Below are 13,172 nucleotides of genomic sequence, written 5' to 3' on the forward strand. Positions count from 1 at the left end.
GCACGGAGGAGGCCGCAGGCCGACCAGAAGGCGAACCAGAGCACCCTGTGAGCCGCACGGAGGAGGCCGCAGGCCGACCAGAAGGCGAACCAGAACACCCTGTGAGCGCGGCGGCGTCGCGAATTGGGGTGGACGTTGGTGGGACGTTCACAGATGTGGTGGTCGAACGCGATGGTGTGTATCTGTCGACCAAGGTGCTGACCACTCATGACGCCCCCGAGAGGGGAATCCTGGCCGGTATCGAGGCGCTGGCAGCCCAGCACGGGGTCGACCTGACCTCGGTCGAGCAGGTGATCCACGGCACGACGCTTGCCACCAACGCTCTCATCGAGAGGCGAGGTGCGCGCACCGCGCTGGTTACCACCAAGGGCTTTCGTGACGTCATCGAGACGCGCACCGAGGGTCGGTTCGAGCAATACGACATCAACATCGTTCTGCCCAAGCCGCTGATAGAGCGGCGCGACCGGTTCGTGGTCGCCGAGCGGGTCAACGCACGCGGCGAGGTGCTGGTGCCCTTCGATGAGGTCGGGGCCGGACAGGTCGTCGCCGACATCGTCGCGGGTGGTTATGAGTCGGTCGCGGTCGGTTTCATCCACAGCTACCGAAACGGCGACAACGAGCGTCGGTTCCGAGAGATGTTGCAGCAGGCTGCGCCCGACATCTCGGTTTCGATCAGCTGCGAGGTCTCGCCCCAGATGCGCGAGTACGAGCGCTTCAACACCGTTTGCGCCAACGCCTACGTGCAGCCGCTGATGGCGTCGTACTTGAGGCGCCTCGAACTGGGTCTGCGCGACCGCGGCGTCCGGTGCCCTGTGTATCTGATCCATTCGGGCGGTGGGCTGATCAGCGTCGACACGGCCGCAGCCTTTCCGGTGCGCCTGGTCGAATCGGGCCCCGCCGGTGGTGCGATATTTGCCGCCCACCTGGCCGCCAAGCACGGACTCGACCGAATCGTTTCGTTCGACATGGGCGGCACCACCGCCAAGATCGCCCTGATCGAAGACTCGGTTCCCCAGACCGCCAAGTCGTTCGAGGTGGACCGCACCGCTCGTTTCAAGAAGGGCAGCGGCATGCCCATATCGATCCCGGTCATCGAGATGATCGAGATCGGGGCGGGCGGCGGGTCGATCGCCTCGGTAGACACCCTGGGCCAGATTCGGGTGGGGCCTCATTCGGCGGGGTCAGAGCCAGGGCCGGCAGCCTACGGCCTGGGCGGCAGGCGGCCGACCGTCACCGATGCCAACGTCGAACTCGGACGTCTGCACCCTTCGACGTTCGGTGCATCGGGCATCGACCTGTCACCTGCGGCTGCGGCAGATGCGCTGACGGCCGACGTCGCGGCGCCTCTGGGCATCGACTCGCGAACAGCGGCGGTGGGTGTCATAGAGATGGTCGACGAGAACATGACCAACGCGGCGCGTGTCCATGCGGTCGAGAACGGCAAGGACATGTCGCGCTATTCGATGATTGCGTTCGGTGGCGGAGCGCCTCTGCACGCGGCGAGGTTGATGGACAAGCTGGGCATCGACGAACTGCTGGTGCCCACCGGCGCTGGTGTGGGGTCGGCCATCGGGTTTCTGCTGGCGCCGTTCAGCTATGAGGCGGTGCGCAGCTTCTATACATCGAGCGACGATTTCGACGTGGCTTCGGCTGGGCGGGTGCTCGGCGAACTGGAGGCCGAGGCGCATTCGTTCGTGCGCAAGGGCACCGACGCCTCCGTGGTCGTCGAACGTCAGGTGTCGATGCGCTATCGCGGCCAGGGTTGGGAGATACCCGTGGCCGTGCCCGACGGCCGCTTCGATTCGGTGGCGGCCGACGCGTTGGTGACCGAGTTCGAGAAGACCTACGAGCGCTTCTTCGGCCGTGCCATAGACGGCTTGGCGGTAGAGGCGGTCAGCTGGGCGGTGAGGGTCGCGTCGGTGGTCGGTGCGGTCGAAGCAGCCCAAACCCACGACGCCGCCGAGCCGGTGGCGGTCGATAAGACCCGTCGGGTATACGACCCTGTGGCGGGACAGATGGTCGACGCGGCCGTGGTGCAAAGAGGCGACCTGCAGGCGGGCTCGACGGTGATCGGCCCCGCCATCGTCGTCGAGACACAGACCACCACCGTGCTGGCCGCCCACCACGTAGCCGTGGTGCAGGGCGACGGAACCCTGCGCGTCACCAGGCGCTCCGGAGTCCACGACGGCGCGCACGGGGCCAGCAGCCGATCGTCTGGGACCGACCTGATCGGCAGCCAGATCATGTGGAATCGCCTCATCGCCATAGTCGAGGAGCAGGCCAAGACACTGGTGCGCACCTCGTTCTCGACGTCGGTTCGTGAGGCGGGCGACCTGTCGGCCGGGGTGTTCGACGCCCAGGGCAGGCTCGTGGCCCAGGCGGTCACGGGCACCCCCGGACACGTCAACACCATGGCGGCCTCGGTGGGTCACTTCATCGACGACATCGGCCGCGACGCCATGTTCGACGGCGACGTGTACATAACCAACGACCCGTGGAAGGGCACCGGCCACCTGCACGACATCACCGTCACCACCCCGGTGTTCAGGGGCGACCGGTTGATCGGCTTCTTCGCTTCGACCTCACACGTGGTCGATGTCGGCGGGCGTGGGTACGGCCCCGACGCTGCCGAGGTGTACGAGGAGGGCATCCGCATCCCGATCATGAAGTGGGCGCATCGTGGGGAGCTGAACCGCGACCTGGTCAACATCGTTCGCAACAACGTGCGCGAGGCAGACCAGGTGGTGGGCGACATCCACGGTCTGGCCGCGTCGAACGAGACGGGCCGGCGGCGCCTGCTGGAGATGCTCGACGAGTTCGAAATGGCCGACCTCGCAGAGCTGACCGAGTTCATCTTCGACCGCACCCACCAGGCGGTGCGGGCCGCGTTGGCCGAGGTCCCCGCCGGAACCTGTCGCAACCAGATGACGGTGGATGGCTACGACGAACCGGTGCGCCTGGAGGTGACCCTCGACGTCGGGCCCGACGGAATGCACGCCGATTTCGCCGGCACTTCGCCCACCAGCCGCTACGGCATCAACGTCCCCCTCGTTTATGCGGAGGCCTATTTCACCTACGGCATGATCGTGGCCCTGGCGCCGGAATTGCCCAACAACCATGCGTCGCTGGCGCCATTCACCGTGTCGGCGCCCGACGGGGTCATCCTCAACGCAACCCACCCAGATCCGGTCGCTGTTCGCCACATCATCGGCCACTTCGTCACCGACTTGTGCCTGGGTGCGCTGGCCCAGGTGCTTCCTGAGCGGGTTCCCGCCGAGGGCGCCGGCGCACTGTGGAACTTCCAGGCCAGCGCCCGCGCCGCCGACCCCGAGGGTGCGCCGCGTCCCCCGGTCGAGTTGCTGATGTTCAACAGCGGGGGCAGCGGGGCCCGGCCCGGCCTCGACGGGCTCACGGCAACCGCGTTCCCGTCGGGGGTGATGACGATGAGCACCGAAGCCACCGAGCAGGTCGGGCCCATCATCATCTGGCGCAAGGAGATCCGCGAGAACAGTGGCGGAGCCGGACGCATGCGGGGCGGCCTGGGACAGGTCATCGAGATAGGGGCCACCGACGGTTACCAGCTCGTGTTCTCGGCGATGTTCGATCGGGTCGATCACCCGGCCAGGGGAAGACACGGTGGCGGCAACGGAGCACCCGGCCGTGTGTACCTGGACGATGGTTCGCCTTTCCGCTCAAAGGGCAAACAGCTGATTCCTGCCGAGCGTCGCGTCGTGCTCGAGCTGCCAGGCGGCGGCGGGTTCGGCGACCCGGCCCAGCGAGATCCGGCGCTGTCGGCCAACGACTCTCTGCAGGGTTATGTCGTCTGATTCGGACGCGATGGGGCTGTGGGGAGCGGTCTCCATCGGCGTTGGCGGCATGGTCGGAGGCGGCATCTTCGCGGTGCTCGGTTTGTCGGTCGAGCTGACTCAGAGCGCCGCGCCACTGGCGTTCCTGCTGGCTGGAGTGGTCGCCGGGCTGACCGCCACCTCTTACGCCAAGCTGGCGGTCAGGTTCCCCAGTAGGGGAGGCACCATCGTCTATCTCAACGAGGCATTCGGCGGTGGGCTTCTGAGCGGGGGCCTCAACGTCTTGTTGTGGCTCAGCTACGTGATCATGCTGTCGTTGTACGCGTCGGCGTTCGGCAGCTATTTCGTGACCCTGTTGCCGGGCAATCCGCCCGGCTGGGCCTTCAACGCGGCCCTCAGCGGCTCGGTCATCGGGCTCACCGCGCTGAACGCGGCCAGCGCCGCTGCGGTGGGACGCGCCGAGGAGTGGATCGTGCTCATCAAGATCACGATCCTGGTCGTGTTCGTCGCCGCGGGTCTCACGGTTGTGCAGCCCGGGCGTCTTGCGCCCAGCGAATGGGCTTCGCCGCTGGCCATCGTGGGTGGGGGAATGCTGATCTTCGTCGCCTACGAGGGTTTCGAGCTGATCGCCAACTCGGCCGAGGACATGTCCGACCCCGGCCAGGTGTTGCCGAAGGCCTTTGGTATCTCGGTCCTGAGTGTGACGGTGCTGTACGTGTTGGTCGCAGTGGTGACGGTGGGTGTGTTGTCGCTGTCGGAGATCCAGTCGGCGGCCGACTTCGCGCTGGCCGAGGCGGCCCGGCCCCGGTTCGGCCAGTTCGGTTTCACGGTCATAGGCGTGGCGGCGGTGTTGTCGACCGCATCCGCGATCAACGCCACCCTGTACGGCGCCACCCGCCTCACCTTCAGCGTCGCCAAGTCGGGCGAGCTGCCCGAACCGTTCTCGCAGCGGATGCGCGGTGGGGTCGCCGAAGGACTGCTGATAACCAGTGCCCTGACGCTGGTCATAGCCAACACGGTCGATCTCAGCAGCATCTCGACCGTGGGCAGCGTCGGGTTCCTGATCGTGTTCGGAGCTGTCAACCTGGCCCACATCCGCCTGCGCGACGGCGACGAGGCGCTGTGGTTTCCGATGCTCGGTGCCGTCGGTTGCGCCGTCGCCATCGTTGCGCTGCTGATTCAGGCCTCCCAAGACAGCATCGTGTCGGTGCTCTTGGCAGGCGGCCTGGTTGGCGTTTCGTTCCTGATCGAGGCCGCCTACCGCAGCTACTCGGGCAAGACGAAGACCCTCTTGCCCTGATCTCCTCACCTGCGAGCGCACACTGCCGACTGTTCAGATGGTGTGCGGTCGCCGGGACATCGAGGAGAACTCGTGCTCACAGTCAAGCGTCGTCTGATAGTCGGAACGATTGTCGTCGTCGGATTCATGAGCGTTCTGGCGGCGGTGGTGGTGACCCGATCCAACGCCACGATCAGCCGCATCGACGACGCTCAGGCAGCGATCGCCCAGATCGATTCGGGCGTCGCTGATGATGCTCTGGCCGAGGCCAGCAGCGCAGCCAACGCGTCGCGGGCCGCTGCCGTGGTCGGTGCCGGCGTGCTGGGGATCATGATGTTCGGATTCGGTGCCTCGGTGTTGCTCGGCTTGTTGGGCCAGCTGCGTCGCTTCACCCAGGCCGCCGAGACAATCGCCGCGGGCGAACTCGATGTCGAGCGAATGCCCGAGGACCAGGGAGATTTCATCGACGGCCTGGCCAGCGCCTTCAACTCGATGACGGATGTGCTTTCGGCGGTGGCGGCCGAAGCCGACGCAATCGCAAATGGCGACATCAACGTCGACCACGGAATACCGGGTGGGGTTGGACGTTCGTTCGACGCCATGGTCGCCTCATTGAGCGACATGGTCGGACACATGAACCGCTCGTCTCAGCGGCTGGCTGCGGCGGCGTCAGAGCTGACATCGGTGTCGATGGCTGTTGGCGAGGGTGCCGACCGCACCGCGGCCGAGGCCGGCGTGGCGTCGGCAGCCGGCGACGAGGTGTCGCACCGGGTTTCGACCATCGCTGCGGCGGTCGAGGAGATGAACGCAACGATCCGCGACGTCGCTTCGAACGCGTCGGAGGCGGCCACGGTCGCCAGCAATGCCGTCGCCGTTGCAGAGGAGACGTCGGCCACCATCGCCAAGCTGGGTGATTCGAGCCAGCAGATCGGTGATGTGATCTTGTTGATCAACTCGATCGCAGAGCAGACCAACCTGCTGGCTCTCAACGCGACGATCGAAGCGGCCCGGGCCGGTGCTGCGGGCAAGGGTTTCGCCGTGGTGGCCAGCGAGGTCAAGGAGTTGGCCAGCCAGACGGCCGAGGCCACCCAGGAGATCGCCGAACGCATCGAGGCGATCCAGGCCGACACGGCTGGGGCCGTTGCCGCCAGTCAGCGGGTGGGCGAGACCATCGCTCGCATCAACGAGATATCGATGTCGATCGCGGGTGCGGTCGAAGAGCAGTCGGTCACCACGTCGGAGATCGGTCGCAACATCGAAGAGACCGCCGACAAGACCAACGGCATCGCCAACAGCATCAGCGATCTGGCGCTGGCGGCATCCGACACGCAGCGCTCGACCGCCAGCACCCGCGCCGCGGCCGAGGAGCTGACATCGATGGCTGCCGAATTCGCCGAACTGGTCGGACGCTACCGCTGAGAATTCTGACCTGCCGCTGAGGGCTGTTGACTAGGCGGGTGTCACATAACGAGCTGTCAGCTCGCCCAGGACTTCGAGGCATTCGGTTGCGCACGAGCTGAGAACGTCGGCAACGGGCTCTATGGCGTCGATGCGGCCGGCCACCTGTCCGCACAGGGCCAGGCTGGCCTCCATGTCGCCCCCGAAGTACAGGTCGAGGGGACGCGCCGCCAGCGTGGCCATGGCGTTCGTCTCGGTGTCGAACTCGAGAGCTTCGGCCGTGGTGGTCCGCAGCGCTCGCAACGACGGTGATGTGTGGCGGTTCAGCATCACGGTGTCGGTGTCTTTGGCCGCCACGATGGCGTTCTTCCAGTTGTCGTGAATGGGAGACTCGGCCGCGGCGACCATGCGGGTTCCCATCTGCACCGCTTCGGCGCCCAGCGCAAACGCCGCAGCCATGGTGCGCCCGTCGACGATGCCGCCGGCGGCGATGATGGGCACCTCGACGCGCGACCTCACCAGCGGCAGCAACACCATCGTCGAAACGTCTCGCGGGTTCTTGAAGCCGCCACCTTCAGCGCCTTCGACCACCAGGCCGTCGACGCCGGCATCGACGGCCTTCAAGGCCGAGTCGAGCGTGGGCACCACGTGGAACACGGTGATGCCTGCGTCTTTCAGGGCCTGGGTGTACTTCATGGGGTTGCCGGCCGAAGTGGTCACGAATTCGACGCCGTTTTCGGCCACGAACTCGACGATGGCAGGGTCGCGAACGAACGCCTGGGCGATGTTGACGCCGAATGGCTTGTCGGTGAGATCACGCATCTTGGCGATCTCTTCTCGGATCGTTGGCAGGTCGCCAGAGCTGGTCTCGATGATGCCCATGCCCCCGGCCCGCGATACGGCCGAGGCGAGCTGCGAGCGAGCGATCCAGCCCATCGGTGCCTGAACGATCGGTATCTCGACCCCCAGCATGCGAGTAATCCGGTTGTCGAACATCTGTGTGCCTTTCAGCCTGGCCTGGGGAAGAACTGGTCGATGAGGATGGCGTTTCCGTCGGGGTCGGTCAAAGTGATGTGAGCGGGGCCGGTCTCTGCAGGGTCGAGGTCCTCGATCAACTCGATGCCAGACTCGACCAGCGCGGCCCTGATGTCGCGGATGTCCTGGAATTCCTGCAGCGGCCCTTCGACCGTGAGCCCCGGGTTGAAGGTCAAGATGTTGCCCTCGAACATGGCGTGAAACAGGCCGATCACCGACTTGCCGTTCACCATGATGACGTAACCCTCGCCGTCACCACCCGTGCGTTCGAAGCCCAGCTTTTCGTAGAACGCCTCCGACGCGGCCAGGTCTGCGACGTTCAGGCTGATCGAGAATGCGCCAAGGTCCATCCCACGATTGTGCCCGATCTGCACTGTCCCCATCCCTTCTGCCCGCATCTTTGCGACAACCCGGCAGGCGCTTCGCTGGTTGCCGCAAATATGCGGGCTCAACTGGACGCCCGCCTTCGAGGGCTCGTCGTCGAGCTTCATCCCCGGGCGCGACCCCAACTAACCTCGCCAAGTCCGAGGGGGTGAAGCCTGCAATGCCGGTCTTGAAGAGCAAGCTCGACACCAGCAGCGACGAATATCAGCAGAACCTGCGGGCCATGCAGGCGCTGTGGGACGACGTTGCGGCCGAGTTGGCCAAGGTGCCCTCGATCGGTGGTCAGCGCTACGTCGATCGTCACCGGGCCAGAGGCAAGATGTTGGTGCGCGAGCGCATCGAGCTGTTGGTCGATCCGGGCACGCCGTTCCTCGAGCTCAGCCCGCTGGCCGGCTGGGGCACCGAGTTTCCGGTCGGTACGGGCATCGCCATGGGCATAGGTGTCGTCGAGAACACCCTGGTCATGGTCTACGGCACAGACATGACCTACCGAGGCGGGTCGATGAACCCGGTGACCGTCGACAAGATGCAGCGCCTGGCCGAGATCGTGCGTCAGAACCGGCTGCCCCTCATCGTGTTGAACGAATCGGCCGGTGCAGACCTGCCACACCAGGTCGACATCTTCGTACGGGGCGGCGAGCAGTTCCGCAACATCACCCAGTGGTCGAAGATGGGCATTCCGACCATCACGGTGGCCTTCGGGCCCAACACCGCCGGTGGCGCCTACGTACCTGGCATGAGCGACTACACCGTGTTCGTCAAAGAGCGCGGAACGGCCTATCTGGGCGGCCCGCCGTTGGTCAAGATGGCCATCGACGAGATAGTCGACGAGGAAACCCTGGGCGGCGCCGAGATGCACTCGCGCACCTCGGGCCTGTCCGACTACATGGCGGTCGACGAACTCGATGCCTTGCGGATTGCGCGCGACATCGTTCGCAACCTCAGATTCCAACCGCTGGGGCCGGGGCCCAGCCTGCCGGCCGACCCTCCCATCTACGACCAGGCCGAGCTGTTGGGATGTGCGTCTGCCGACGTGCGCATTCCATTCGAGATGCGCGAGGTGTTCGCCCGGGTGCTCGACGGCAGCCGCTTCGACGAGTTCAAACCGATGTTCGGCGACAAGCTCGTGTGTGGCTGGGGGTCGATCCACGGCTACCCGGTGGGCGTTCTCGGCAACAACGGCATCTTGTTCTCCGAGGAGGCCAAGAAGGGTTCGCAGTTCATCCAGCTGTGTAACCGCACCAACACCCCGCTGGTGTTCATGCACAACATCACCGGCTTCATGGTGGGGTCGCGCGCCGAGCAGGGCGGCATCATCGTCAACGGCGCCAAGATGATCAACGCGGTCGCCAACTCGACGGTGCCCCACTTCAATCTGATGGTCGGTGCCTCGTACGGCGCAGGCAACTACGGCATGGCGGGCAAGGCTTACAACCCGAGGTTCATCTTCAGCTGGCCCAACCACCGCATCGCCGTGATGGGCCCCAAGCAGTTGGCCGGCGTGATGGAGATCGTCGCCCGCAACGCCGCCGCCGGCAGAGGGGTCGACGTCGACGAGGATGCACTGGCGGCCCAGACCGCGTCGCTCGAGAACCAGATCGAAACCGAGTCGACGGCTCTGTTCTCGACCGGGCGGGTCTGGGACGATGGCATCATCCACCCCGCCGACACCCGCACCGTGCTGGGCATCGCCCTGGCGGCAGCCCACAACAACGTCGTCGAAGGCGCCACCGAATACGGCGTCTGGAGGCACTAGATGATTGAGCGACTCCTCATCGCCAATAGGGGCGAGATCGCCGTTCGCGTCGCCCGCACCGCCCACCGCTTGGGTATCGACACCGTGGGCGTGTACTCCGAACCAGACGTCAACTCGCTGCATGCCGACGTCGTCGATGTGGCCGTAGCCCTGGGTGGGGCCACCCCAGCCCAGTCGTACCTGCGCGGCGAGGCGATCATCGCCGCCGCCCTGGCCACGGGTGCAGACGCCATCCACCCCGGCTATGGGTTCCTGGCCGAGAACGCCGATTTCGCGCAGGCGGTCATCGATGCCGGGCTCATCTGGGTGGGTCCAACCCCCGACCAGATCCGTCTGCTCGGCGACAAGGTCGCGGCCAAGAAGCGGGCCATCGAGGCCGGTGTACCGACCGCGGCGTTGTTCGAGATCGTCGACGGAGCCCTGCCCGACGACGTGCCGCTGCCGGCCCTGGTGAAGGCCGCTGCCGGTGGTGGCGGCCGCGGCATGCGCATAGTGCGCACCGCCGACGAGTTGGCCGATGCCGTGCAGGCAGGGTCGCGCGAGGCCCTTGCGGCTTTCGGTGACGGCACCGTGTTCGTCGAGCCCTACATCGAGCGGGCACGCCACGTCGAGGTCCAGATCATGGGCGACAAGCACGGCAACGTCGTGCACCTGGGCGAGCGAGAGTGTTCGATCCAGCGCCGCAACCAAAAGATCATCGAGGAATCTCCGTCGGCGGGCATCAGCGACGACACCAGGCGAGCGCTCTGCGAGGGTGCCGTCGCACTGGCGGCCGATGTCGGATATCACGGCGCTGGAACGGTCGAGTTCATGGTGGCCGACGACGGCACCATCAACTTTCTCGAGGTCAACACCAGACTCCAGGTCGAGCACCCGGTCACCGAAGCCGTCACCGGACTCGATCTCGTAGAGCTGCAGCTGATGGTCGCTTCGGGTCAGCCCTTGCCGATGAGCCAGGACGACATCGGCTTCGAAGGTCACGCCATCGAGGTGCGCGTCGTGGCCGAAGACCCAACACAGGGGTGGCTGCCCTCGACCGGTTTGATCAGCCATTTCGACATCGGTGATGGGGTCAGGGTCGACACCGGCGTGCGCGCCGGGGCAGAGATCTCACCCGACTACGACTCGCTGATCGCCAAGGTCATCGCTCACGGTCCGACGCGCCGGGCAGCTGCCAGGCGGATGCAGCGGGCGCTGCGGGCGTCCCTGGTGGCGGGTGTCTCCACCGACATCCAGGCGCTCGTCGCCATCATGGACGAACCCGACTATCTGGCCGCGGCGACACCCACCGCATACCTCGATGAGCACCCGGCGGTTGTCGCCGGCTCCGATGGCTCGCATCCCGACCAGGTGGCCCTGCTGGTGGCGGCGACACTGGCCGCCGATCGGGCCTCGAGGGCTGCCGACAGGGCTACGCCGTTCGCTCCTTCGGGTTGGCGCAACCTGGCCGCCCACGGTCAGCGTGTGGTGTGGGATGTGGGGTCGGTCGCTCGGCCCGTCGAATACAGGTTGTGCCCGGCCAATCCGGTGTCAGGCTCGCCCGAGTCGGCCGAGTTCGTTCTGGGCGCTTGGCCCGAGCCCGGCCCCGATGGCACCCTGCCCGAAGACACGCGACAGCGAATCAGCGTCAGGCGTCTGGCCTCGAACGAGGGTCGTGAGGTTGTCGAGGTCGAGGGCCGTCGCTGGGCTGTCGATGTGGAGGTATCGGGTCGGCGCGTCGTTGCACGGTCGCCGATGGCGGCCGCCGTGTTCGACCGAGCGCCACGCTTCGTCGACCACGACACCCAAGAGGGTGGCAGCGGCCCCATCTGCCCGCTGCCCGGAACCGTCATTGCGGTTCATGTCCAGGTGGGGGAACGGGTTCAAGACGGCCAACTGCTAATGGTTGTCGAGGCCATGAAGATGGAACACAAGATCACCGCGACCGGCTCGGCGCTGGTAACAGAGGTCCGGTTTGCCCAGGGCGACCGGGTAGATGCCGGCGACCTGCTGGTGGCCCTCGATCACGAAACCCCTAACTGAGGCCCAAGACGTGCATCTCTCATCACTGGTCGAAATGATCGAGTCGGGTTTCGCCGACCGCGTTCTGCTGGGCGACGACCAGCGTCGCATCAGCGGAGCCGCATTCGCTTCGATGTCCAAGGCTGCCGGCACCACCCTGACCGGCAGGCCCTCGGTGGTCTACGTAGGCGAGAACCATCCGCTGCTGCCCATAGCGCTGTTCGCCAGTGCTTGGGCCGGCGCACCGTTCGTGCCGGTCAACTATCGCCTCGAGGACGCCCACCTCAACCAGCTGGTCGATCGTCAACCCGGCGCCCTGGTGCTGGCTGACGCGGTGTCGGCCCCGCGCATCACAGGCGACCACGAGGTCGTGGTGCTCGACGACTGGTTGGCCGCAATCGACGAGACGGTCGAGGTTGCCGACGCGCCCTGGGACGACGACGAGGTGGCCGTGGTGTTGTTCACCAGCGGCACCACGTCTGAGCCCAAGTCGGCTCTGTTGCGTCACCGCCACCTCATGGCGTACCTGCTGGGTTCGGTCGAGTTCGGCTCGGCGGGCGAGGACGAGGCCGTGCTGGTTTCGGTGCCGCCGTACCACGTCGCAGGCGTGGCCAACATGCTGTCGAACCTGTTCGCAGGACGCCGGTTGGTTTACCTCGACCACTTCACTCCGCAGCGCTGGCTCGAGCTGGTGCGCAGCGAACGTGTCACCAACGCCATGGTGGTTCCGACGATGCTGGCTCGTGTCGTCGCCGCGCTGGACGGTGCTCCGGCCGACGTTCCCACCCTTCGCACCCTGTCTTACGGCGGTGCCAAGTTGTCCGAGCGGGTGTTGCGCGAGGCGCTCGACGTGTTCGCCGACACCGGCTTCGTCAACGCCTACGGGCTCACCGAGACAGCATCGACCATCGCCGTGCTGGGCCCAGACGATCACCGCGCCGCGGTGACCTCGGACGACCCCCAGGTACAGCGCCGCCTGGCATCGGCGGGCCAGGTGTTGCCCATGGTCGAAATCGAGATTCGCGACGACAACGACAACCCCGTGCCGCCGGGCCAAACCGGCACCATCTACCTGCGTGGCGAGCAGATATCGGGCGAGTACGCAACCGGCTCGCTGCTGGACGACCAGGGCTGGTTCTGCACCCGCGACCGCGGCTACGTCGATTCGGGCGGCTACCTGTTCATCGAGGGTCGTTCCGACGACACCATCATCCGCGGTGGCGAGAACATTGCCCCGGCCGAGATCGAAGAGGTCATCGCCGCGATTCCCTGGGTCGACGACGTGTGTGTCGTCGGGGTGACCGACGACGAGTGGGGCCAGGAGATCGCGGCCGCAGTGGTGGTCAAGCCCGGCGATCAGCACACCGCCGAGGAGATTCAGCAGGCGGTGCGCGACAATCTCCGTGGGTCGAAGACACCGCGGCTGGTCGTATTCGCCGACGAGTTGCCACGCACCGACACTGGCAAGCTGTTGCGCCGCGTGGTCAAGACCGACATTTTCCACGACTGAAGG

General features: G+C 66.1%; 8 protein-coding genes. 6 read left to right on the forward strand and 2 right to left on the reverse strand.

What is annotated here, in order from left to right; all coding sequences use genetic code 11:
• Positions 1-47 precede the first annotated feature (47 nt).
• From R2770_19200 to R2770_19210, 3 genes are all read left to right on the forward strand, one after another.
• On the forward strand, positions 48-3,827 hold the full coding sequence (locus R2770_19200; protein MEZ5282590.1) for a hydantoinase B/oxoprolinase family protein: 3,780 nt from the start codon (positions 48-50) through the stop codon (positions 3,825-3,827).
• A complete protein-coding gene (locus tag R2770_19205; GenBank protein ID MEZ5282591.1) occupies positions 3,817-5,106 on the forward strand; it encodes an APC family permease in 1,290 nt (429 codons plus the stop codon). The genes R2770_19200 and R2770_19205 overlap by 11 nt, the downstream gene beginning before the upstream one ends.
• A 72-nt stretch (positions 5,107-5,178) precedes the next feature.
• Positions 5,179-6,504 carry a methyl-accepting chemotaxis protein gene (locus tag R2770_19210; protein MEZ5282592.1) on the forward strand — a complete coding sequence of 442 codons (1,326 nt, stop codon included), beginning with the start codon at positions 5,179-5,181 and terminating at the stop codon, positions 6,502-6,504.
• A gap of 30 nt (positions 6,505-6,534) precedes the next feature.
• On the opposite strand, the gene R2770_19215 is transcribed toward R2770_19210, so the two are convergent.
• Complete coding sequence (locus R2770_19215; protein MEZ5282593.1) at positions 6,535-7,479, reverse strand: nitronate monooxygenase; 945 nt, start codon at positions 7,477-7,479, stop codon at positions 6,535-6,537.
• Between the two features lie 11 nt (positions 7,480-7,490).
• Positions 7,491-7,868, reverse strand: a complete 378-nt coding sequence (locus R2770_19220) for a VOC family protein (GenBank protein ID MEZ5282594.1) — start codon at positions 7,866-7,868, stop codon at positions 7,491-7,493.
• 194 nt (positions 7,869-8,062) lie between these two features.
• Between R2770_19220 and R2770_19225 the strand changes: the two genes are divergently transcribed.
• The 3 genes from R2770_19225 to R2770_19235 are packed head-to-tail and all read left to right on the forward strand — an operon-like array spanning position 8,063 to position 13,169.
• Entirely contained in the window at positions 8,063-9,658 is a 1,596-nt protein-coding gene (locus R2770_19225) for a carboxyl transferase domain-containing protein (protein MEZ5282595.1), read from the forward strand.
• On the forward strand, positions 9,659-11,680 hold the full coding sequence (locus R2770_19230; protein ID MEZ5282596.1) for a biotin carboxylase N-terminal domain-containing protein: 2,022 nt from the start codon (positions 9,659-9,661) through the stop codon (positions 11,678-11,680).
• 10 nt (positions 11,681-11,690) lie between these two features.
• The gene (locus R2770_19235) at positions 11,691-13,169 is read left to right on the forward strand and encodes an AMP-binding protein (protein ID MEZ5282597.1); all 1,479 of its coding nucleotides are present in this window, start codon (positions 11,691-11,693) and stop codon (positions 13,167-13,169) included.
• Positions 13,170-13,172: the final 3 nt, after the last annotated feature.

The organism is Acidimicrobiales bacterium, assembly GCA_041394185.1.
In the GTDB taxonomy this organism is placed as follows: Bacteria; Actinomycetota; Acidimicrobiia; order Acidimicrobiales; family Poriferisodalaceae; genus JAAETH01.

What these genes read in the sequence shown, in the direction of transcription:
- R2770_19225 (MEZ5282595.1), top strand. Translation starts at nt 8,063, where the DNA reads ATGCCGGTCTTGAAGAGCAAGCTCGACACCAGCAGCGACGAATATCAG.
- R2770_19220 (MEZ5282594.1), bottom strand. Translation starts at nt 7,868, where the DNA reads ATGGACCTTGGCGCATTCTCGATCAGCCTGAACGTCGCAGACCTGGCC.
- R2770_19215 (MEZ5282593.1), bottom strand. Translation starts at nt 7,479, where the DNA reads ATGTTCGACAACCGGATTACTCGCATGCTGGGGGTCGAGATACCGATC.
- R2770_19205 (MEZ5282591.1), top strand. Translation starts at nt 3,817, where the DNA reads ATGTCGTCTGATTCGGACGCGATGGGGCTGTGGGGAGCGGTCTCCATC.
- R2770_19230 (MEZ5282596.1), top strand. Translation starts at nt 9,659, where the DNA reads ATGATTGAGCGACTCCTCATCGCCAATAGGGGCGAGATCGCCGTTCGC.